The organism is Brevundimonas sp. NPDC055812, assembly GCF_053616535.1.
Map to the genome: position 1 here is coordinate 137,245 of NZ_JBSHDX010000005.1, position 19,556 is coordinate 156,800.

Annotated in this window: 21 protein-coding genes; 13 read left to right on the top strand and 8 right to left on the bottom strand. The window is 68.6% G+C overall.

The window, feature by feature from the left end; genetic code table 11:
* Nucleotides 1–72: 72 nt before the first annotated feature.
* The 7 genes from ACWGL1_RS10165 to ACWGL1_RS10195 all read left to right on the top strand — a co-directional run bounded on the left by ACWGL1_RS10165 (nucleotide 73) and on the right by ACWGL1_RS10195 (nucleotide 6,442).
* Nucleotides 73–312, top strand: a complete 240-nt coding sequence (locus ACWGL1_RS10165; protein WP_452111921.1) for a DUF6489 family protein — start codon at nucleotides 73–75, stop codon at nucleotides 310–312.
* A gap of 24 nt (nucleotides 313–336) precedes the next feature.
* Nucleotides 337–1,650, top strand: a complete 1,314-nt coding sequence (gene mnmE, locus ACWGL1_RS10170) for a tRNA uridine-5-carboxymethylaminomethyl(34) synthesis GTPase MnmE (protein WP_452111922.1) — start codon at nucleotides 337–339, stop codon at nucleotides 1,648–1,650.
* Nucleotides 1,651–1,713: 63 nt separating this feature from the next.
* Entirely contained in the window at nucleotides 1,714–3,627 is a 1,914-nt protein-coding gene (gene mnmG, locus ACWGL1_RS10175) for a tRNA uridine-5-carboxymethylaminomethyl(34) synthesis enzyme MnmG (protein WP_452111923.1), read from the top strand.
* On the top strand, nucleotides 3,627–4,247 hold the full coding sequence (gene rsmG, locus ACWGL1_RS10180; RefSeq protein ID WP_452111924.1) for a 16S rRNA (guanine(527)-N(7))-methyltransferase RsmG: 621 nt from the start codon (nucleotides 3,627–3,629) through the stop codon (nucleotides 4,245–4,247). The genes mnmG and rsmG overlap by 1 nt, the downstream gene beginning before the upstream one ends.
* A complete protein-coding gene (locus tag ACWGL1_RS10185) occupies nucleotides 4,237–5,073 on the top strand; it encodes a ParA family protein (RefSeq protein ID WP_291780431.1) in 837 nt (278 codons plus the stop codon). The genes rsmG and ACWGL1_RS10185 overlap by 11 nt, the downstream gene beginning before the upstream one ends.
* A gap of 75 nt (nucleotides 5,074–5,148) precedes the next feature.
* Nucleotides 5,149–5,991: a ParB/RepB/Spo0J family partition protein gene (locus ACWGL1_RS10190; protein WP_452112012.1), complete on the top strand. Its 843-nt coding sequence runs from the start codon at nucleotides 5,149–5,151 to the stop codon at nucleotides 5,989–5,991.
* A 259-nt stretch (nucleotides 5,992–6,250) separates the two neighbouring features.
* A complete protein-coding gene (locus ACWGL1_RS10195) occupies nucleotides 6,251–6,442 on the top strand; it encodes a hypothetical protein (RefSeq protein ID WP_291780425.1) in 192 nt (63 codons plus the stop codon).
* Between the two features lie 19 nt (nucleotides 6,443–6,461).
* Here ACWGL1_RS10195 and holA read toward each other — a convergent pair whose 3' ends face one another.
* The 4 genes from holA to ACWGL1_RS10215 all read right to left on the bottom strand — a co-directional run bounded on the left by holA (nucleotide 6,462) and on the right by ACWGL1_RS10215 (nucleotide 11,135).
* Nucleotides 6,462–7,514 (bottom strand): DNA polymerase III subunit delta, encoded by a 1,053-nt coding sequence (gene holA / locus ACWGL1_RS10200; protein ID WP_452111925.1) that lies wholly within the window; start codon nucleotides 7,512–7,514, stop codon nucleotides 6,462–6,464.
* A 10-nt stretch (nucleotides 7,515–7,524) separates the two neighbouring features.
* A complete protein-coding gene (lptE, locus tag ACWGL1_RS10205; RefSeq protein WP_312219991.1) occupies nucleotides 7,525–8,007 on the bottom strand; it encodes an LPS assembly lipoprotein LptE in 483 nt (160 codons plus the stop codon).
* On the bottom strand, nucleotides 8,007–10,586 hold the full coding sequence (leuS, locus tag ACWGL1_RS10210) for a leucine--tRNA ligase (RefSeq protein ID WP_452111926.1): 2,580 nt from the start codon (nucleotides 10,584–10,586) through the stop codon (nucleotides 8,007–8,009). The genes lptE and leuS overlap by 1 nt, the downstream gene beginning before the upstream one ends.
* A 99-nt stretch (nucleotides 10,587–10,685) precedes the next feature.
* Nucleotides 10,686–11,135 (bottom strand): DUF3576 domain-containing protein, encoded by a 450-nt coding sequence (locus tag ACWGL1_RS10215; RefSeq protein WP_088410782.1) that lies wholly within the window; start codon nucleotides 11,133–11,135, stop codon nucleotides 10,686–10,688.
* A gap of 348 nt (nucleotides 11,136–11,483) precedes the next feature.
* Here ACWGL1_RS10215 and ACWGL1_RS10220 point away from each other — a divergent pair, with 348 nt between their 5' ends.
* A complete protein-coding gene (locus ACWGL1_RS10220) occupies nucleotides 11,484–11,885 on the top strand; it encodes an NtrZ family periplasmic regulatory protein (protein ID WP_088410783.1) in 402 nt (133 codons plus the stop codon).
* Between the two features lie 15 nt (nucleotides 11,886–11,900).
* Here the strand turns inward: ACWGL1_RS10220 and ACWGL1_RS10225 are convergent, their stop codons facing one another.
* On the bottom strand, nucleotides 11,901–12,563 hold the full coding sequence (locus ACWGL1_RS10225; protein WP_452112013.1) for a thiamine phosphate synthase: 663 nt from the start codon (nucleotides 12,561–12,563) through the stop codon (nucleotides 11,901–11,903).
* On the opposite strand from ACWGL1_RS10225, the gene ACWGL1_RS10230 reads away from it, so the two are divergent.
* From ACWGL1_RS10230 to ACWGL1_RS10245, 4 genes are all read left to right on the top strand, one after another.
* A complete protein-coding gene (locus ACWGL1_RS10230; RefSeq protein ID WP_452111927.1) occupies nucleotides 12,562–13,272 on the top strand; it encodes a YggS family pyridoxal phosphate-dependent enzyme in 711 nt (236 codons plus the stop codon). The two genes, ACWGL1_RS10225 and ACWGL1_RS10230, sit on opposite strands and share 2 nt — an antisense overlap.
* 62 nt (nucleotides 13,273–13,334) lie before the next feature.
* Nucleotides 13,335–14,021 (top strand): response regulator transcription factor, encoded by a 687-nt coding sequence (locus tag ACWGL1_RS10235; protein ID WP_121481813.1) that lies wholly within the window; start codon nucleotides 13,335–13,337, stop codon nucleotides 14,019–14,021.
* 6 nt (nucleotides 14,022–14,027) lie between these two features.
* Nucleotides 14,028–14,969, top strand: a complete 942-nt coding sequence (gene gcvA, locus ACWGL1_RS10240; protein ID WP_452111928.1) for a transcriptional regulator GcvA — start codon at nucleotides 14,028–14,030, stop codon at nucleotides 14,967–14,969.
* 95 nt (nucleotides 14,970–15,064) lie between these two features.
* Complete coding sequence (locus ACWGL1_RS10245; RefSeq protein WP_256375772.1) at nucleotides 15,065–15,187, top strand: hypothetical protein; 123 nt, start codon at nucleotides 15,065–15,067, stop codon at nucleotides 15,185–15,187.
* Between the two features lie 7 nt (nucleotides 15,188–15,194).
* Here ACWGL1_RS10245 and ACWGL1_RS10250 read toward each other — a convergent pair whose 3' ends face one another.
* Nucleotides 15,195–16,103 (bottom strand): hypothetical protein, encoded by a 909-nt coding sequence (locus ACWGL1_RS10250; protein WP_452111929.1) that lies wholly within the window; start codon nucleotides 16,101–16,103, stop codon nucleotides 15,195–15,197.
* Between the two features lie 99 nt (nucleotides 16,104–16,202).
* Between ACWGL1_RS10250 and ACWGL1_RS10255 the strand changes: the two genes are divergently transcribed.
* Entirely contained in the window at nucleotides 16,203–17,609 is a 1,407-nt protein-coding gene (locus tag ACWGL1_RS10255) for an SLC13 family permease (RefSeq protein ID WP_291780386.1), read from the top strand.
* A gap of 7 nt (nucleotides 17,610–17,616) precedes the next feature.
* Here the strand turns inward: ACWGL1_RS10255 and xth are convergent, their stop codons facing one another.
* The gene (xth, locus tag ACWGL1_RS10260; protein ID WP_291780383.1) at nucleotides 17,617–18,414 is read right to left on the bottom strand and encodes an exodeoxyribonuclease III; all 798 of its coding nucleotides are present in this window, start codon (nucleotides 18,412–18,414) and stop codon (nucleotides 17,617–17,619) included.
* Between the two features lie 248 nt (nucleotides 18,415–18,662).
* Nucleotides 18,663–19,304 (bottom strand): LolA family protein, encoded by a 642-nt coding sequence (locus ACWGL1_RS10265; protein ID WP_291780380.1) that lies wholly within the window; start codon nucleotides 19,302–19,304, stop codon nucleotides 18,663–18,665.
* Nucleotides 19,305–19,556: the final 252 nt, after the last annotated feature.

Here is a 19,556-nt window from a genome sequence, read left to right on the forward strand (position 1 = left end):
CCTGCCCTAGCGCCGCCCGCCGGGCGGGCGGCTGCTTGAGGGCGTGTTTCACGTGAAACAAGTGAGGGCGTTATGAAGCTGAACATCGAGATCGATTGCACCCCGGCAGAGGCCCGCGCCTTTCTGGGCCTGCCGGACGTGACGCCGCTCAACGATCATCTGGTCGCTGAGATGCAGAAGCGGATGGACGCCAACATGGCCGCCATGCAGCCCGACGAACTGATGAAGACCTGGAGCAGCTTCGGCGTTCAGGCCCAGGACCAGTTCCGCCGCCTGATGGAAGCCGCCGTCACGGGCGCGGCCAAGCCCTGAATCTGACGATGTGGGCCTGACGACGTGAGCGACACCATCTTCGCCCTCGCCACCCCGCCGGGGCGGGGAGCCATCGCGGTGCTGCGCCTGTCCGGGCCGGCCACGGAGACGGCGCTGACGGCGCTGGGGGCAGGGGGGCTGACCCCGCGCCTGGCCTCGGTGCGCAGCCTGCGCCACGAAGGCCGTCTGATCGACGAGGCCCTGGTGCTGCGCTTCGTCGCCCCGCGCTCCTACACGGGCGAGGATTCGGCCGAACTGCATCTGCATGGCGGTCGCGCCGTGGTGGAGGCGGCCAGCACCGCCCTGATCGCTCTGGGTCTGCGTCCGGCCGAGCCCGGCGAGTTCACCCGACGGGCCTTCCAGAACGGCCGCATGGACCTGGCCCAGGCCGAGGCCGTCGCCGATCTGATCGACGCCGAAACGGAAGCCCAGAAGTCTCAAGCCCTGGGTCAGCTCGACGGCGCCCTGTCCGCCGCCTACGCCGGATTTCGTCGCGACCTGCTGAAGGCCCTGTCCCTGGTCGAGGCCGAGATCGACTTTCCCGACGAGGAGGTGCCCGACAATCTGGGGCGCACCGCCGGGCCGGTGCTGGACGCTCTAGCCGGAGACCTGCGCGCGGCCCTGGCCGATTCCGATCGCGGGCGACGTGTGCGCGAAGGCTATCGCATCGTCCTGATTGGCGAGACGAATGCGGGCAAGTCTTCCCTGTTCAACGCCTTGGTCGCGCGTGAAGCCGCCATCGTCACGCCGATCGCAGGGACGACGCGCGACGTGTTGGACGCCGACATCATGATCGGCGGCTACGCCGTCACCTTGTCGGACACGGCGGGCCTGCGCGACAGCGACGATCCGGTCGAAGCCGAGGGCATTCGCCGCGCCCGCCTGCGCGCGGAGGGCGCAGACCTGCGCCTGTGGGTCCGCTCCCCTTCGACCGAGGGGGCTGAGGACCCGGCCTCTGTCTTCGTCCGCCCGTCCGATCTTCAGGTGCTGAACAAGGCCGACCTCGGCGCCGTGGCGGGCGCGCCCGCTCTCGAGGCCTTGAGGGTCAGCACGACGACAGGGCAGGGGCTGGCCGAACTGCACGACTGGATCGCGGCCCGCCTGGCGCGCGACCTGTCGGGCGCCGACTTCCCGGCTGTGACGCGCGAGCGGCATCGTCGTCGCCTGGCAGAGGCATTGGCTGCTGTCGAGGCGGGACGCCGCGCGCTCGATCTGGCGCCGGAGATGGCGGGCGACGACCTGCGCCGCGCCGCCGACGCCCTGGCCCGCGTCACCGGAGCCATCGGGGTGGAGGACATTCTGGGCGAGGTCTTCTCTTCCTTCTGCATCGGCAAATAGGCCCGGCTTTCGCCCGTTTCACGTGAAACAACCGTTCTGGGGCCGGTGGCGATTCCGGCTCGAATGGACTATGTGGACGCCATGAGTTTGACCCCCGACCACACCTTCGACGTCGTCGTCATCGGCGGCGGTCACGCCGGTTGCGAGGCGGCGACCGCCGCAGCGCGCGCAGGCGCGCGCACCCTGCTTCTGACCCAGAAGCTGGAGACCATCGGCGAGATGAGCTGCAACCCGGCCATCGGCGGCCTGGGCAAGGGGCATCTTGTGCGCGAGATCGACGCGCTCGATGGCCTCATGGGCCGGCTGGCGGATGTGTCGGGCATCCAATTCCGCATGTTGAACCGCTCCAAGGGCGCCGCCGTGCGCGGCCCGCGCAGCCAGATCGACCGGCGCCTGTATCGCGAGGCCATGCAGGCCGAACTGGCGGACTATGCCAACCTGACCCTGATGGCGGGCACGGCCGAGGGCTTGATCCTCAACGGCGACCGCGTGGTCGGCGTGGCGACAGGGGCAGGGGAGACGATCCGCGCGGGCGCCGTGGTGCTGACGACCGGCACCTTCCTTAACGGGGTCATCCATCGCGGCGATCTGCGGATTCCGGCGGGGCGCTATGGCGAAGACCCTTCGACCGGACTGGCCGGCGATCTGCACGCCGCCGACCTGATGATGGGCCGGCTGAAGACCGGCACGCCCGCCCGTCTGGACGGACGCACCATCGCCTGGGAGCGGCTAGAGATGCAGGCGGCGGACGACCAGCCCGTACCCTTCAGCTTCCTGACCGATCGCATCGACGTGCCGCAAATCGCCTGCGGCGTCACCCACACGACGGAAGAGACGCACCGCATCATCGCCGACAACCTCGGCGAAAGCGCTGTCTATGGCGGACGGCTGTCGGGCCGGGGGCCGCGCTATTGCCCCTCAATCGAGGACAAGGTGGTGCGCTTCGCCGACAAGACCAGCCACCAGGTCTTCCTGGAGCCGGAAGGTTTGGATGATCCTAGCGTCTATCCGAACGGCATCTCGACCTCGGTATCCGACGCCACCCAGATGGCCTTCCTCAAGACCATGCCGGGGCTGGAAGCGGTCGAGGTGTTCCGCTTCGGCTACGCCATCGAGTACGACTATGTCGACCCGCGCGAACTGACACCCGCGCTGGAGGTCAAGAAACGGCCCGGTCTGTACTTGGCGGGCCAGATCAACGGCACGACCGGCTATGAAGAGGCCGGGGCGCAAGGCCTGATTGCAGGGCTCAACGCCGCCCGCGCGGCGGCGGGGTCGGACCCGCTGATCTTCGGCAGGGATCAGGCCTATATCGGGGTGATGATCGATGATCTGGTGACGCGGGGCGTTACCGAACCCTATCGCATGTTCACCAGCCGGGCCGAGTATCGGCTGACCCTGCGCGCCGACAATGCGGATCAGCGCCTGACGCCCATCGGCATCGAGGCGGGCATCGTGGGCGCAGACCGCGCCAAGGTATGGCTGGACAAGGCCGATCGGTTGGACCGGGCGAACCGTGTTTCACGTGAAACACAGTTCACGCCCAAGGAGGCGGGGGCGCTCGGCATTACCGTCAACGCTGACGGGCAGCGTCGTTCGATCCGCGACCTGCTCGCCTTCCCCGATGTCTCCTTGGATCACTTCGTCGCCATCCGCCCCGAGATCGTCGACTGGCCGGCCGCCGTGCGCGAACAGGTCGAGATCGACGCCGTCTACGCCGGCTATCTGGACCGCCAGGCCCAGGACGCGGAGGCCCTGCGCCGGGAGGAGGGGCTGGCCTTGCCGGCTGACCTCGACTACGCGGCCATCGGCGCCCTGTCGAACGAGGTGCGCGAGAAGCTGGCCATGATCCGCCCGCTGACTCTGGGCCAGGCGGGGCGGATTGAAGGCATGACGCCGGGCGCCCTGACGGCGCTTCTGGCGCATGTGAAGAAGGTCAAGGGCGTGGCGGCCGACCTGTCGGCGGTCGTCGCCTGATGTCGGACGCCATTCAGACTTTCCGCGCCCAGACCGGCGCCAACGACGCCAACATCGCCGACCTGAAGACCTTTCTGGCCACGCTGACCGAGGCCAATGCGGTGATGAACCTGGTCGGTCCCGACACGCTTTCAGATTTCTGGAATCGTCATGCCTGGGACAGCGCCCAGTTGCTGGACCTTGCGCCGGAGGCGAAGACCTGGGCCGATCTGGGGGCTGGGGCGGGGTTTCCCGGCGTCGTTCTGGCTATCCTTCTGAAGGGCCGGCCCGGCGCCCATGTCTGGCTGGTCGACAGCCTGGGCAAGCGCTGCCGTTTTCTTCAGACCATCGTCGATGCGCTGGATCTGCCCGCCACGGTCGTCAATGGGCGGGCCGAGGAGCAGGCGATCACGGTCGATATCGTCACGGCGCGTGCGGTAGCGGCGATGGAGAAGCTTCTGGGTTATGCACAGCCCTACTTCCAACGCGGTGCAAAAGGCCTGTTCCTCAAGGGAGAGAAGGCCGAGGCTGAGTTGAAAGAGGCCCGTCGGGTCTGGCAGTTTGAGGCCGAGCTTACGGTCTCGCGCAGCGATCCGCGCGGCCGCATCGTTTCACTGGGGAGCCTTCGCCGTGTCCGTTGAGTCCGTAAAGCCGCCCCGCGCCCATGAAACCCGCGTCCTGGCGGTCTCGAACCAGAAGGGCGGCGTGGGCAAGACCACGACCGCCATCAACCTGGGCACGGCCCTGGCGGCGATCGGCGAAAAGGTGCTGATCGTCGATATGGACCCGCAGGGCAACGCCTCCACGGGGCTGGGTGTTCCACGTGAAACACGGCGGGTGACCATCTATGACGTCATCGTCGACGGCCGCCCGGTAGACGAGGCGGCGATCGAGACCGCCGTGCCCGGCCTGTTTATCGTGGCCGCCGATCCTGACATGTCAGGGGTCGAGATTGAGCTGAGCCAGTCGGATCGCCGTTCCTATCGTCTGCGCGACGCCCTGGCGAAGCAGGGCGGCAACGGTCATTCCCGGTATGACTATGTGCTGATCGACTGCCCGCCGTCGCTGAACCTGCTGACGCTGAACGCCATGGCGGCGGCGGACGCGGTTCTGGTGCCGCTGCAGTGCGAATTCTTCGCCCTGGAAGGCCTGACCCAGCTGATGCGGACGATCGAGATGGTGCGCCAGAGCCTGAATCCGGCGCTGGATATTCAGGGCCTGGTGCTGACCATGTACGACCGTCGCAACGCCCTGTCGGGCCAGGTGGCGGCCGACGTGCGGGCCCACTTCGGGGACAAGGTCTATGACAGCGTCATCCCCCGGAATGTGCGTGTGTCCGAGGCGCCGTCATTCGGCAAGCCGGCCCTGATTTATGATCTGAAATGTGCGGGCAGCCAGGCCTATCTGAAGCTGGCCCGGGAACTGGTGGCGCGCGAGCGCCAGCGTCGTCAGGCCCTGGCCGCCTGATCCAACTTGTAAAGCAGCGGAAACAGCATCTTGTCTGAACGTCAGCGTGGTCTGGGCCGGGGTCTCTCGGCGCTTCTGGGAGAAAACGCGCAGGATCCCGTCGCTGTCGATGCGACCGGTCCCGCGCCGGCCGGCGTTCAGCGCGCCCCGATCGAGGCGCTGAAGCCCAATCCGGACCAGCCGCGCAAGATCTTCGCCCAGACCGATCTGGACGAACTGACGGCGTCGATCCGCGACAAGGGGGTGCTGCAGCCCATTCTGGTCCGCACCCAGCCGGGCCAGCCGGGGCAATGGCAGATCATCGCCGGCGAGCGTCGCTGGCGCGCGGCCCAGGCGGCCCGCCTGACCCAGGTGCCGATCGTCGTGCGCGAGATGGACGACATCGAGGTGCTGGAGGTCGGCGTCATTGAGAACGTCCAGCGCGCCGACCTGAATCCGATGGAAGAGGCCAACGCCTACGCCGTCCTGATGGAGCGCTTCGGCCGCACCCAGGACGCCCTGGCCGGGGTGGTGGGCAAGAGCCGCAGCCATGTCGCCAACACCCTTCGCCTGCTGCAACTGCCCGAGGCGGTACGCGAGCATGTGGTGCGCGGCGAATTGTCGGCAGGTCATGCCCGCGCCCTGATCACAGCGCCGAATGCCGAGCAGTTGGCGCAGGAGGTGATCTCAAAGGGCCTGAACGTACGTCAGACCGAGGCTCTGGCCCGTCGCGCCGCCGAGGGACCGAAGGCGCCCAGGGTTAGGGCAGGAGCGGGGGGCGAAGGCGCTGCCGACATCGCCGCTCTGGAGCAGGACCTGTCGGACGCCTTGGGCTTGAAAGTGTCGCTGGCCGACAAGGGCGGAAAGGGCGAGATCACCGTTCGATACGGCACGCTGGAGCAACTCGACGACCTGTGCCGCCGCCTGATGAGGGGCTGAAACGAAAAAGCCCGTCCAGGACCGAACCGGGACGGGCAAGTCGGGGATGAGAGCGGGGCCGACGCGCCAGCAGGTGGGAGCGCGCCGGACGACCCGATCGATGATCGAGGACCGATCCTCGCCATAGAAAACCTCTATATACGTTTCTGTCAATACTGCGTGTTTGGCGTGATCGTCAGCCCATACGGACCCCAGAGGCGACGGACTGATCCAGGCGTTTGAGGCCCCTTTCCTGGCGCTTCCTGCTAGGATGCGGCCCATGACCGAGAAATCTGAGAAGGCGAGCGCGTCTGAAGCGCTCAAGCGCGCCCTGGCGGCGAAGCAGGCGAAGAGCTCGAACGGCGCCGGGTTCGGCGGCGCCGTCGGAGGACGTACGACCGAAACCTCGATGCAGCGTCAGGCCGCCGCCCTGAACAAGCCTGCCTTTCGTCGCGCATCCAAGCGGGGATGAGCGTAGGCGAGCGGCCGCGTCAAAGCCCCATCCGTTTGGCGCGGGCGGCGATCTCCAGCAGCAGGCGTTCGGCGATCAGGGCCTCGGGCATGCCCGTGGTCTTGGTCATGACGTCGGCGGTGTTGACGCTGTCCTGCACCTCGTCGAGCAGCTCCAGCCGCCACCCGCGCGCCTGACGCAGCATTTCGACCTCCTGCTTCCAGAAGACGCCGGCGGCCTTGGCGGCCTCCTTGGCGCCCGCGCCATTGGCCTGCAGGACATTGATTCGGCGCAGCTTTCCAAGGTGAAGTGAGGCCATGCGGACCGCCATGACGGCGCTCTCGCCCTCGGCCAGGGCGCGGCGCAGGCCCGCCTGAGCGGGGCCGGGGCGGCCGCCGAACGCCTGTAGCGCGGCGTCGGACAGGGAGGCGTCGGGCTCGACTCCCAGATGGGCGTCCAGTTCCTCGACGTCGATGGTTCGGCCGGATCCGGGGCCGATGTAGAGGATCAGCCGCTCGATCTCCTGACGCATCAGGCCGCGTTCGCGGGGCAGGCGGGCGACGAACCGGTCCAGGGCGTCCGAGCTCAGGCCCACCTTGTCGGCGCCCAGGGCCTCGCGCGTCATGCGGGCGACGTCGCCGACCTCATCCTCATAGCAGGCGATGGCGACCGCGCCCTGGGCCTTTTCCGCAGCCTTGCGCAGGGCGGATTCACGGCCGAGCGCCCCGGCCTCGACGACCAGCATGGCGTCGGGGTTGTAGGCGCCCTCGGCGTGCGCCGTCAGGGCGGCGGCCACGGTCTTGTCCACGCCTGCCTTGCCGTCTGACATCCGGATGCGCACCAGGCGTCGCCCGCCGATCATGCTGAGCGCCGTCAAAGCCTCTTCCAGCCGCACGGCGTCGCCGTCGATGTCGGCTTCGGTCAGCAGGGTGACGTTGAAGGGATCGTTCAGGTCCGGCGTGATCGTTCGGCACAGCGTCAGGGCGCGCTCGGTCACGCCAGAACGGTCCTTGCCGTGGATGACGGCGGCGCGGACGGCGGGGTCCGGCGCCTTCAGGAAGCGGTCGACGTCGGGCCGCTTGGACAGGATCATGCGGCGGCCTTCAGCGTCCCGCCAGGACGCGCATCATGTCCAGGCGGATCAGGCGGGCCAGGTCGGCGGCGGCGCGGTCCTCGCCGTCCTGCTGGGCGGCGATGGCGGCGTAGGGCTGGTCCGCAGAGGCGTAGGTCACCGTGGTCGTCTGGACGCCCTTGAGGGGTTCGCCGCCCGCCACCGGGGTCAGCGACCAGGCGGCCCTGACCGTCAGCTCATAGCGGCTGGCCGTGTCGTCGATTCGGCGGCCCAGGGGGCGGCGCTTGTGCTCGACTTCGGTCGTCAGGCGATAGAGCGGCGCCTGCGCGCCGTCGCGGCCGAAGGCGTCCTCGAGCTGCTCGCGCAGGCGATAGCCGAGGCGATCGTCGGGCGTCGTCACGGCGATGCGCGACAGGCCGCTGCTGACCCCGCTGTCGCCATACATGGGCGTGAAGCCGCAGGCGGACAGCAGGCTTGCGCCCGCCAGGACGCCGAGCAGGGCCAGCCGACGCATCAGCCGGCCACCAGATTGACGATACGGTCGGGCACCACGATCACCTTGCGGATGCTGAGGTTGTTGGCGGCAAGGTAGGCCTGAACCGTCGGATTGGCGAGGGCGGCGGCCTCGACCGTCGCATTGTCCGACCCGCGCGGCAGGACGACCTCGCCGCGACGCTTGCCGCCGATCTGGACGGGCAGGGTGACCTGGTCGTCGGCGGCCAGGGCGGCGTCAAAGACGGGCCAGGGCGCATCCAGCACCATTCCGGCCTCGCCCAGTTGGGTCCAGCATTCCTCGGCCAGGTGCGGGGTGAAGGGCGCCATCAGCCGCGCCAGGGCGGCCAGGGCGGTCTTCTTCGCCTCGGCGCCCGCCTTGTCGTGCTGACGGATGGTCGCCAGGAAGGCGTAGAGCTTGGCCACGGCCGAGTTGAAGCGGAAATGCTCGACGCCCTCGCTGACCGCCTTGATGGCCTTGTGCGTCTCGCGGATCAGGGCGGCGTCGGCATCGGCGTTGGCGGGCGCGGCGGCGTCGAAGGCGGCGTATTCGCCCCAGACGCGCTGGACGAAGCGGGCGGCGCCCTCGACCCCGCCGGTCGACCACTGAATGTCACGCTCGGGCGGGCTGTCGGACAGGATGAACAGGCGTCCGGCGTCCACGCCATAGGCGGCGATGATGTCCTGGGGCGCGACCACGTTCTTCTTGGACTTGGACATCTTTTCGATGTCGCCGATCGTGACGGCGGCGCCGGTGGACAGGCGGGTGGCGACGCGCTGGCCGTTCACGGTCTCGATGCGCACGTCGGACGGTTCGACCCAGCGGGGCTTACCGCTGTCTTCATGGCCGTCGAAATAGGTCTCATGGACCACCATGCCTTGGGTGAACAGGCCCGCGAAGGGCTCCTTCACGTCCATCAGGCCGGCGTCCGACAGGGCGCGGGTGATGAAGCGGGCGTAGAGCAGGTGCAGGACCGCGTGCTCGACGCCGCCGATATACTGATCGACCGGCAGCCATTTGGCGGCGGCGGCCTTGTTGATCGGCTCGGCGGCCTTGGGGTCGGCGAAGCGGGCGAAATACCAGCTGGAGTCGACGAAGGTGTCGAGCGTGTCCGTCTCGCGTCGGGCGGCGGCGCCGCACGACGGGCAGTTGACGTGCTTCCAGGTCGGGTGCCGATCCAGCGGGTTGCCGGGGACGTCGAAGGTCACGTCCTTGGGCAGTTCGACCGGCAGCTGGTCGGCCGGGACCGGAACGACGCCGCAGGCCTCGCAGTGGATGACCGGGATGGGGCAGCCCCAGTAGCGCTGACGGCTGACGCCCCAGTCACGCAGACGATAGATGGTCGCGCCTTCGCCCGTTCCGGCGGCCTCGATGCGGCGGATGGCCTCGGCCTTGGCGGTCTCGATGTCCAGACCGTTCAGGAAGTCGGAATGGAAGATGGAGCCGGGGCCGGTATAGGCCTCGTCCGTCACGGCGAAGTCGTCGCCTGCGCCTTCGGGGCGGACGACCGGGATCACCGGCAGATCGTATTTGCGGGCGAAGTCCAGATCGCGCTGGTCATGCGCGGGGCAGGCGAAGATGGCGCCCGTTCCGTAGTCGGACAGGATGAAGTTGGCGATCCACACCGAAACCTCGGCGCCGGTGAAGGGGTGGATGACCTTCAGGCCCGTGTCCCAGCCGATCTTCTCGGCCTGTTCGATGTCGGCCTGGCTGGCGCCGCCCTTGCGGCATTCGGCGACGAAGGCGGCGACCTTGGGGTCAGCCTCGGCCAGTTGCTTCGAGATCGGATGATCGGGGGCCAGACCCATGAAGCTGGCGCCGAACAGGGTGTCCGGGCGGGTGGTGTAGATCTCCAGCCCGTCATTGAAACCAGCCGGGGCGGCGGCCGCCCAGGCCCATTTCATCTGCAGACCCTTGGACCGGCCGATCCAGTTTTCCTGCATCAGGCGGACCTTCTCGGGCCAGCGGCCTTCCAGCTCGGCCAGGCCGTCGATCAGATCGTCGGCATACTGAGTAATGCGCAGGAACCACTGGTTCAGCTTGCGCTTCTCGACCACGGCGCCCGAGCGCCAGCCGCGCCCGTCGATAACCTGCTCATTGGCCAGGACGGTGTTGTCGACCGGGTCCCAGTTGACCACGCCGTCCTTGCGATAGACCAGGCCGCGCTTGAACAGCTCCAGGAACCAAGCTTGCTGCTTGCCATAGTATTCGGGGTCGCAGGTGGCGAACTCGCGGCTCCAGTCCAGCGACAGGCCCAGCAGCTTCAGCTGGTCGCGCATCGTCGCGATGTTGGACCAGGTCCAGTCGCCGGGATGGACGCCGCGCTCCATGGCCGCGTTCTCGGCGGGCATGCCGAAGGCGTCCCAGCCCATCGGGTGCAGGACGTCGAATCCCTGCGCCCGTTTCCAGCGCGCCACCACGTCGCCCATCACATAGTTGCGGGCGTGGCCCATGTGGATGTTGCCCGATGGATAGGGGAACATCTCCAGGACGTAGTATTTCGGGCGGCCGGTGTCGGCGTTGGACACCGAAAAGGCGTCGGCCGCGGCCCATCGGGCCTGCTGGCGGGGTTCGGCGGTCTTAGGCTCGTAACGGGCCACGGCGTATCCTGAGGCGGCGCCTCAGGCGCGAAGCTTGAGGCGGGCCTGAGGACGCATTGAGACGAAAGAGGTTAGGCGGCCGGTCTTAGCGGCTTTGTCTTAGCGACGGGCCGCGTTGGCGAGGTTGAGCTGGCGCGCCTTGGTCAGGATGGCGTTCTCCAGATCGGTTTCGGTCTGGGCCGCGACCGGAGCGGAAACCCAGGCGCCGGCGGCGTCCTTGACTTCCTTGGTGATGGCGACGTTCAGGGCGTCGGCGCGCAGACGGCGGTCCAGGATGAAGACGGTCGCCTTGAAGCGCTCGTTCGGCGCCTGCGGATTGACGTACCAGTCATAGTTCACCACGCCGCCCCAGGGGTCGGCGCTGTCCAGGGGCATGAAGGACAGGGTGTCCAAGGTGGCGCGCCACAGATAGGCGTTCACGCCGATGCCCAGCTGGGCCTCCATGGTGGGCGCCTTGGCCTTCGACCCGCCGAACGGAAGGCTGGAACAGCCCCCGAGCAGCAGGCCCGAGGCGATCAGGGCGAACGCAGCGCCGCGAACAAGAGCCATTCCGTGATCTCCGTAAAGGGTTTGACGAACGTAGGAGAGGACGTCGCCTGACGACGCCCACGCTCGCACGCGTCAGCAACGCTCTATAACACGGCGAAAAGGGGCGATGACAAGGCGATCCCGCATGAGAGGCGACCGATAAGGGCCTCTGTCTCGCCCTTTGGCGTGACAAGGGCGCCACAGCCCGGGCCGGAGTCGCCTGGAACCTCTGCCATAGGGCTACGTTGCGTTGACCGTAGGAATGCAGTCCATATCTTATCCCCAGATCAGACGCGGCTCGTTCAGGCGCGCTCTGAGGTCGTCAACAAGGATCGCCGCAGAAGACGAGCGGTCCATAGGGTGGGTGAAATGCGTTTCGTCGCCGTCATCGCTGCAAGCGTGGGCGCCCTGGCCTTGGCCGGGATGACGACTGATGCCGCCGCCCAGACGCGCGGCCGCGCTCCCGCCGTCAGCCTGACCGACGTCGCCGCCCAGTCGCCCAGCACCCCGGCGGCCGGCCAGCGTCGCGGCCTGCGTTGGAACGAGAACGGCCGTTGGGGGCTGAACTTCAACCTGAACCAGCCCGTCGGCCGCGAAGCCGACTGGGGCGATGTCGAGGCTGGGGCCTACTACCGCCTCAGCCCGCGCCTGCGGGTCGGCGCCGCCGCCAATCTGGCTTCTCCTGAAGTCGACCCGGCCCGCGCCCCCGAGAGCGCCGCCGATCGCCGCGCCGCCCCGCGCGTGCGTCTCGAGACCATCTTCAAATTCTGATCCCGCTCGCCTCTCTCAGCGAGAGGTGAACGCCGTCTGGATCGCCTCCACGCCGGCCAGGCCGCACGCGCCTGATTCGCCGAGGGCTTGGGCGTTGCGCGCCGTAACGCCGCCCAGGGCGTAGACCGGGCAGGGGGCCATGGCCGCCAAGGTGGAGAAGGCCTTCACCCCCAGCGCGGGTTTGGCCGCCGAGGCGCCGCCTGCGGGAAAGACCGGCGACAGCACCTGGGCGTGCAGGTCGCGCGCGCCGCGCACAGCCGCTTCCGAATGGGCCGCGCCCGTCAGCAGCCAGTCCGGGCGCCGTCCCGACAGGGCGTAGGCCGACGACAGGGCGCGCTCCGGCAGGTGCACGCCGTCAGCCCCCACCTGTTCAGCCAAGGCGGCGTCCAGTCCGACCAGCAGCAGGACGCCCGCCGCCCGCGTCGCCTCGCGCAGTCGAAGCCCGGTCTCGACCGCATCGGCGGCGCCGAAGGCGCGATAGACCACCCCCGCGCCGGCCGGCAGCCGCGCCGCCGTCTCCCACGGGCGGGGCGTCCGCGCCGGATCGGTGAAGAACAGCAGGGGCGGCAGGGGGCGCGGGCTGACAGGCGCCGCCGTGAAGGCTACAGACTGGGACAGGGCCTGAGCGGCGTCCCACAGCGTGCGCGCGTCCTCGGCCATGAGTTCGGACAGGATCATGACCGCCACTACGCCCGCTTTCGCCGTTTCGTCCATCGCCGACCGCTTCGCCGAGGTGCGTCGCCGCATCCATGATGCAGCCCTGACGGCGGGCCGCGACCCTGCTTCGGTGGTGCTGACGGCGGTGTCCAAGACGCAAGGCGACGCCGCTCTGGAAGCCGCCCTCGCGACCGGCCAGCGGGTGTTCGGCGAGAACCGGGTGCAGGAGGCGAGGGCTCACTGGGAAGACCGCCGCGCCGCCCTGTCGGACCTGGAGCTGCGCCTGATCGGCCCCCTGCAGACCAATAAGGCGCAGGAGGCGGTCGAACTGTTCGACGTCATCGAGACGCTGGACCGCGAACGTCTGGCGGCCGCCCTCGCCGCCGCCGTGCGCAGGACGGGGCGCCGCCCCCGCCTGCTGGTTCAGGTCAATACGGGCGCCGAGCCGCAGAAGGCGGGCGTTTCGCCGGAAAACGCCGACGCCCTGATCGCCGCCGCGCGCGACGTCCACGGCCTGACGGTCGAGGGGTTGATGTGCATTCCCCCGGCCGATGAAGATCCGGCACCGCACTTCGCCTTGCTGGCCGCAATCGCCGCACGCAACGGGTTGAGCGTCCTGTCGATGGGCATGAGCGGCGACTATCTGACGGCGATCGAGGCGGGCGCGACCCATGTTCGGGTCGGTTCAGCGCTGTTCGGGGAACGAAATATGGTCCCTGCGACCTCTTAGGACGCAATATCGCGCCCGGCGCCCTTGGCGTTCGGCCCAAGCCTCGCCATTCTAAAGAAACCATGCGCACGCCCAAGACCATTCTGATCATCGATGACGACGACGACCTGCGGGAGGCCTTGGCCGAGCAGTTGGCGCTTCACGAGGAATTCCGTCCGGCCCAGGCCGCGACGGCGACCGACGGCGTTCGTCAGGCCAAGGAGGCGCGGGCCGACCTCATCCTTCTGGACGTCGACCTGCCCGACATGGACGGCCGCGAGGCCTGTCGCCTGATCCGCAAGGCGGGCGTGTCCACCCCGGTCATCATGCTGACGGCGCAGTCGTCGGATTCGGACGCCATTCTCGGCCTCGACTCCGGCGCCAACGATTACGTCACCAAGCCCTTCCGCTTCGCGGTCCTGCTGGCGCGCATCCGCGCCCATCTGCGCAGCCACGAGCAGTCCGAGGACGCCGTCTTCCAGGTCGGCCCCTATGAGTTCCGCCCGGCCTCCAAGCTGATGGTCGACGACAAGGGCAAGAAGGTCCGGCTGACCGAGAAGGAAACCAACATCCTGAAGTATCTCTATCGCGCCGGGGCCAAGCCGGTCTCGCGCGAGGAGCTGCTGACCGAGGTCTGGGGCTACAACGCCGGGGTCACCACCCACACGCTCGAGACCCACATCTACCGCCTGCGTCAGAAGATCGAGGCCGAGCCGGGCCAGGCGCGGCTGCTGCTGACCGACGCCGGCGGCTACCGACTCCAGCCCTGACCCCGGATGAGCGAGCGTCGCCCGACCCCGCCGCTGGTGGCGCTTCGGGCGTTCGACGCAGCGGCTCGCCTCAGCAGCTTCCGCGAGGCGGCCGAGGAGCTCGGCGTCACCCCCGGCGCCGTCAGCCGCCATGTGAAGGCGCTGGAGATGCGGTTGGGCCTGCGCCTGTTCGACCGTTTCAACCGCTCGGTGCGGCTGACCGCCGACGGCAAGCGCCTAGCCCAGGGCGTCGCCGACGCCTTCGAACGGCTGGAAAGCGCGTTGGAGGCCGTCCGCCCCGGACGCTCGCGCCAGCTGCGGATCACCGCCCTGCCGTCCCTCGCCAGCAAGTGGCTGTCGCCGCGTCTGCATCGCTTCAGCGAGGAGAACCCCGATCTCGACCTGATCGTCTTCGCCGAGGATCGCCTCGCCGACCTGTCGAACGGCGAGGCGGACGTGGCGCTGCGTTACGGCGAAGGTCCTTATCCGGGCCAGACGGCGCGGCGGTTGATCAATGAGCGGCTGATCCCGGTCTGCGCCCCGTCCTTCGCCGCCGCCCGGCGGTTGAACCAGCCGTCCGATCTGCTGGACGTGGTGCTGATCCACGAGACCTGGCACGACATGCCCTACGCCGACCGCATGGGCTGGAAGGCCTGGTTCGAGAGCGCCGGCGTCGATGATCCGCGCGTGAACCACCTGCGCGGTCCGCACTTCAGCCACAGCCACCTGGCGCTGGAGGCGGCCCTGTCGGGGCGCGGCGTGGCCCTCACCTCGGCGCCCCTGGCGGCGGACGACCTGCGCGAAGGGCGCCTGATCCAGCCGGTCGACCACGCCCTGACCAACAACCTGGCCTATTGGGCGGTGGTTCTGCCGGAACGGGCGGACGAACCCAAGCTGCGTCGCTTCCTCAACTGGATCGTGGCCGAATCGCGGCCGGATCGGGACACAGAAGCGGATCAGTTGACCTGAGGTCACTCGACGCGGCCTAACCGTGGTTTGTTTCCAGCGGCTGCGCTTCCTATCTTGAGACCGTTCGGAACTCCCTAGCCGAAAGGAAGCAAGTCATGAAACTCGTGCATCCCCGCGCCTCGAGCTTCTCGTTCGAAGGCATCGTGGTCTTCACCGGCAGCGTCACCCTGATCCTGCTGGGCGTGCTGGCCGGCGCCAAGCTGCTGGGCGCGGCCTGAGCTTAAGTCAACGCGGGCGCCATTCGCTGAGAAGGGCGCCCGTGGCCCCATCCTCGAAGGCCAGTCGGTCCAGCCGCAGCGCGGCGACGCAGACCGGACGGCTTTCGGCGTCCTTCTGGACGCAATGGACGGCCTTGCCGTCCGCGAAGGCGGTCAGCCGACCTTCCAGCCGCAGGGCGTAGCCGCCCGGCGCCGGCGTCGGAGCGACGCCCTTCTCTCCCCGAATGACATGGACATAGGCCTGGCCCTGACGGCGGCCCAAGCGAGAGCCGCCCGTTTCGAACACGGCGGCCAGACCGGCGCTACGCTCCGGCTGGACGACTGGCGGCGACGCGACGGTCTCAACAGTCTTGGCCTCCAACGCCTTGCCCTCGGCGGGCGTCTTGTCCGCAGTTTGAGCCGGCGAAGGCGCGGGATCAGGCGCGGGGGCGGGCTGAGCCGCTGACGTCGGGCAGACGTCCAGGCTGCTCCATGGCCGGGCGATCCAGAAGCCCTCGACCGCCTCCCACTTGTCGACCGCCCCTTCGCGGGTCGCGGGGACCAGCGCCGACGCGCTCAGATCTTCCGGCGTGACCGTCAAGGTCAGGCTGCCGTCTTCATTGCGGGCGAGGCGGGGCAGGCCGCCCGCCTCTCCGACGACGTTCGTCTCGCCGCCGCAGCCGAAGGGCAAGCGCACCGACACGGTGCGGCCGGTCAGGGCCGCATCGCGCGTCTGTCCATCGGCCAAGGCCGTTCCAGCCTCGGTCAGCGCGGCCAGAAGGGCGGCTCGGTTCAAGGTGGAATCCAGCACGACCGTCGGCGGCGGGGCCGGATTCGCAGGCGCGGCAGGCTCCGGCGGCCGCTGACACCACGTCAGAAACGGCAGGGCCGCCGCCAGGGCGAGCGGCGCGGCGAGACGGGTCGTTGTGATCGACATGGAACCAGCCTAACACGGGAAACGCTGGTTGACGCCCCGACCCGTGATCTGACCCGTGATCGCGGTCGAGGCTGGGCTGAAAAAGGGGGTCTTGCGCGGGTGACGCTGGACCAGATCATCGCTCTCATCGTCCTGGTCGCCGTGGTCGGGGTGATGATCCACGGCCGGATGCGTTCCGACGTGGTCGCGCTCAGCGGCGCGGCGGCCTTGCTGCTGTTCGGCGTGGTGCGCCCCGTCGAGGTTCAGAGCGCCTTCGCCAGTCCGGCCGTCATCGCCCTGGCCGGGTTGTTCGTCATCGCCTACGCCATCGAACTGTCGGGCCTGCTGGGCCTGATGATCCGCAAGGCGACGGGGCTGTGTCGGCGTTTCGGCGCGACGGGCATCTGGGTGGTGATCGGCCTGTGCGGCTCGGTCGGCGGCTTCCTGAACAATACGCCGGTGGTGGTGCTGGCCGCCCCGGTGGTGCGCGACATGGCCCGGTCGCTGAAGCTCTCGCCCAAACGGTTCCTGATGCCGCTCAGCCATGTGACGGTCATGGGGGGCCTGCTGACCCTGATCGGCACCTCGACCAACCTTCTGGTCAATGACATGGCGCGCAACGCCGGTCAGCCGGTGTTCAGTCTGTTCGAGATCACGCCTGTGGGCCTGGTCATCGCCCTGGTCGGCGGTCTGTGGCTCTATTTCGTCGGCGCCCGGCAGCTGGGCCGCGCCGCCTGCGCCGAGGAAGAGGCCGAGGCCGAACGCGAACGTCTCGAGGCGGAAGCTCAGGCGGCGAAGACGTCGCGCCGGTGGCGTCTGCCCTTCTCCCTGCCGTCCCTCGCCCAGTTGGGCGAAAGCCGCAGCCAGCGTGACGGCACGGGCGACGCCCATCTGGGCGACGTGGACCTCTACGCCTCGGCCGACCGTCCCCTGCAGTGGAAGCGGGCGCTGATCGCCCTGGCGGTCTTCGTCCTGGTGGTGGCGGCGGCGGGTCTGGGGATCGCCCCGATCGCGGCGGCGGCCTTCGCCGGGGCGGTGGCCCTGATCCTGCTGGGCGTGCTGACGCCGGAAGAGGCCTATTCGGGCCTGAAGCCGGACATCCTGCTGTTGATCGCGGGCATGGTGGTGGTCGGCACGGCCATCGAGGTGACGGGGCTGGCGGCGCAGGGCGCGGGCCTGTTGATCGAAGTGATCCGCCCGTTCGGGCCGCTGGGCGCCCTGATCGTGCTCTACGGCGTGACCCTTTTCGCGACCGAGCTTCTGTCCAACGCCACGGTGGCGGTGCTGGTGACGCCGATCGCCGTCGCCCTGGCCGAGAGCCTGGGCGTCGATCCGCGGCCTTTCCTGGTGGCGGTGATGATGGCCGCCTCGGCCGCCTTCGCCACGCCCTTCGGCTATCAGACCAACGTCCTCGTCTATCAGATGGCCGGTTACAGCTACATGGACTTCGTCCGCGTCGGCACGCCGCTGAACCTGATCACCTGGGCGGCGGCCATGGTGGCCATCCCGATCTTCTTCCCGTTCTGACGCCGCGTCAGACGTCCAGATCCATCACGACCGGGGCGTGGTCGCTGGGTCGCTCCCATTCGCGCACCGTGTCCAGAATTCGGGCGCTGCCCCTGACCACGGCGGGCGTCAGGCCGGGCGAGGTCCACAGGTGGTCCAGGCGCAGGCCCCGGTTCGACTTGCGGAAGTCCTTGGCGCGATAGCTCCACCAGCTGGCCAGCTTGGTCGGATCGGGGATCTGGTCGCGCACCACATCAGTGAAACCGCCGGCGTCCTGGAGCCGATACAGGGTCTCGACCTCGCCGGGGGTGTGGCTGACCACCTTGGACATGAAGCGGTGGTTCCAGACGTCGTTCTCGCCGGGCGCGATGTTGAAGTCGCCGGCCAGGACCAGGGGCCTCTGACGGTCGCGGGTCTTCATCTCGGCGGTCAGCCGTTCATAGAAGTCCATCTTGTGGTCGAACTTGGGGTTCAGTTCGCGGTCGGGCAGGTCGCCGCCCGCCGGGATGTAGAAGTTCTGAACCTCCACCCCCTCGACCACGGCCGAGACGCAGCGGGCGTGGCCCTCGCGACAGACGTCCAGCCTGGGGCTGTCAACGATGGGCAGGCGGCTGGCGATCGCCACCCCGTGCCAGCCCTTCTGGCCGCCGACGCGCAAGTGGGGCAGGCCCATGTCGATGAAGGCCTGACGCGGGAACTGGTCCTCGGTGCATTTGATCTCCTGCAGGCACAGGACGTCCGGGGCGTGTTCGGCGACGAAACGGGCGACCTGATCGATGCGCAGGCGGACCGAGTTGATGTTCCAGGTGACGATGCGAAGGCTCATGCGACCGGGCTTAGCAGCTTGCCGTCGCGGGGTCTAAGCCGACGGCCGTGCAAGGTCTTCGGCTCAATAAAAAGGCGCCCGGAGCGAGGTCCGGGCGCATGAAGTTCGTCTCTCTCGCCGCCAGGCGGGGATGAATCCGTGGCGGGCGGGACGGCCGCCGCCGTCCTGTGCCCAAAGTGTCACGGGCAACAAAAAAGGTCAAACTGTCATATTTGTAATTATGAGCGGCGGTCGAGGCGCCGCCGGGATCAGTTGCGTCGGTTGCGCCGGGTCGGATCGCGCAGCTGGAACAGGCTGGCGGCCAGGCCGGGCGCGGGCTCCAGCGTGGTCAGTTGCACCCGGGTGCGCGAGCCCTGCGCATCGGTGATGGTCCATTCCTGCAGCCGCACGGGCGAGCCGGCGAAGGCCAGGATGACCGAGCCCTCGTTCGGACGGCGCGCGTCGCGGGCGGTGATGGCGAAGGCGCCGGAGTCCATGCGCGTCACGCGGTCGATCTTCACGCCCTGGTCCAGACGGACCTCGCGCGCCAGGAAGGTCGACAGCGGCGTCTGGCCCAGCGGGGCCTGGCGGAAGACGTTCAGCCGGGGATCCCAGCGGCTGACGTTATTGCCGTCGGCCACCACCAGCAGGCCTGCCGGTTCGGTGTATTCGAATCGCATCTTGCCGGGGCGCTGCAGATAATAGCGGCCGGTGCGGCGCTGATTGTTCGGCCCGGTCTCGACGAAGGTCCCCTGGGCCGTGGTCATGGCCGTCAGATAGGTCTGGGCCTGACGCAGCACGGCCTGATCCTCGGCGGACAGCCCGGCTTGCGCCAGGACGGCGGCGGGGGCGGCGGCGAGCGCCACCAGGGCGGCGGAGCCGAGGCCGAAGGCGCGGCGGGAAATGCTCATGTCTTTTCTTCTCCCGTTCTGAACGGTTTTCGACCCGGCCAGGGTGACGACGTCATCCGGCGGGCTGATGACGCCAGCCTGACCATATTCCGGCGCTCCGATGAAGCGGCGTTCATTGTTTAGTGTCCTAGCGTTCGCGACGCGGTCGCTCGCTGCTTGAGGACGTGAGGCGTTTAAGTGTCGGCCGAGGCGTGTTGTTCCCCGTCGCGCGCGATTGGCGCTGAAGCAGCGAGCCGCCGCGCGGCGAGCGAT

What these genes read in the sequence shown, in the direction of transcription:
- ACWGL1_RS10195 (WP_291780425.1), top strand. Translation starts at nt 6,251, where the DNA reads ATGACCGAGAAATCTGAGAAGGCGAGCGCGTCTGAAGCGCTCAAGCGC.
- ACWGL1_RS10165 (WP_452111921.1), top strand. Translation starts at nt 73, where the DNA reads ATGAAGCTGAACATCGAGATCGATTGCACCCCGGCAGAGGCCCGCGCC.
- rsmG (WP_452111924.1), top strand. Translation starts at nt 3,627, where the DNA reads ATGTCGGACGCCATTCAGACTTTCCGCGCCCAGACCGGCGCCAACGAC.
- ACWGL1_RS10230 (WP_452111927.1), top strand. Translation starts at nt 12,562, where the DNA reads ATGACCGCCACTACGCCCGCTTTCGCCGTTTCGTCCATCGCCGACCGC.
- ACWGL1_RS10215 (WP_088410782.1), bottom strand. Translation starts at nt 11,135, where the DNA reads ATGGCTCTTGTTCGCGGCGCTGCGTTCGCCCTGATCGCCTCGGGCCTG.
- ACWGL1_RS10250 (WP_452111929.1), bottom strand. Translation starts at nt 16,103, where the DNA reads ATGTCGATCACAACGACCCGTCTCGCCGCGCCGCTCGCCCTGGCGGCG.
- ACWGL1_RS10225 (WP_452112013.1), bottom strand. Translation starts at nt 12,563, where the DNA reads ATGATCCTGTCCGAACTCATGGCCGAGGACGCGCGCACGCTGTGGGAC.
- holA (WP_452111925.1), bottom strand. Translation starts at nt 7,514, where the DNA reads ATGATCCTGTCCAAGCGGCCCGACGTCGACCGCTTCCTGAAGGCGCCG.
- gcvA (WP_452111928.1), top strand. Translation starts at nt 14,028, where the DNA reads ATGAGCGAGCGTCGCCCGACCCCGCCGCTGGTGGCGCTTCGGGCGTTC.
- ACWGL1_RS10245 (WP_256375772.1), top strand. Translation starts at nt 15,065, where the DNA reads ATGAAACTCGTGCATCCCCGCGCCTCGAGCTTCTCGTTCGAAGGCATC.
- ACWGL1_RS10265 (WP_291780380.1), bottom strand. Translation starts at nt 19,304, where the DNA reads ATGAGCATTTCCCGCCGCGCCTTCGGCCTCGGCTCCGCCGCCCTGGTG.
- mnmG (WP_452111923.1), top strand. Translation starts at nt 1,714, where the DNA reads ATGGACTATGTGGACGCCATGAGTTTGACCCCCGACCACACCTTCGAC.
- ACWGL1_RS10220 (WP_088410783.1), top strand. Translation starts at nt 11,484, where the DNA reads ATGCGTTTCGTCGCCGTCATCGCTGCAAGCGTGGGCGCCCTGGCCTTG.
- ACWGL1_RS10235 (WP_121481813.1), top strand. Translation starts at nt 13,335, where the DNA reads ATGCGCACGCCCAAGACCATTCTGATCATCGATGACGACGACGACCTG.
- lptE (WP_312219991.1), bottom strand. Translation starts at nt 8,007, where the DNA reads ATGCGTCGGCTGGCCCTGCTCGGCGTCCTGGCGGGCGCAAGCCTGCTG.
- xth (WP_291780383.1), bottom strand. Translation starts at nt 18,414, where the DNA reads ATGAGCCTTCGCATCGTCACCTGGAACATCAACTCGGTCCGCCTGCGC.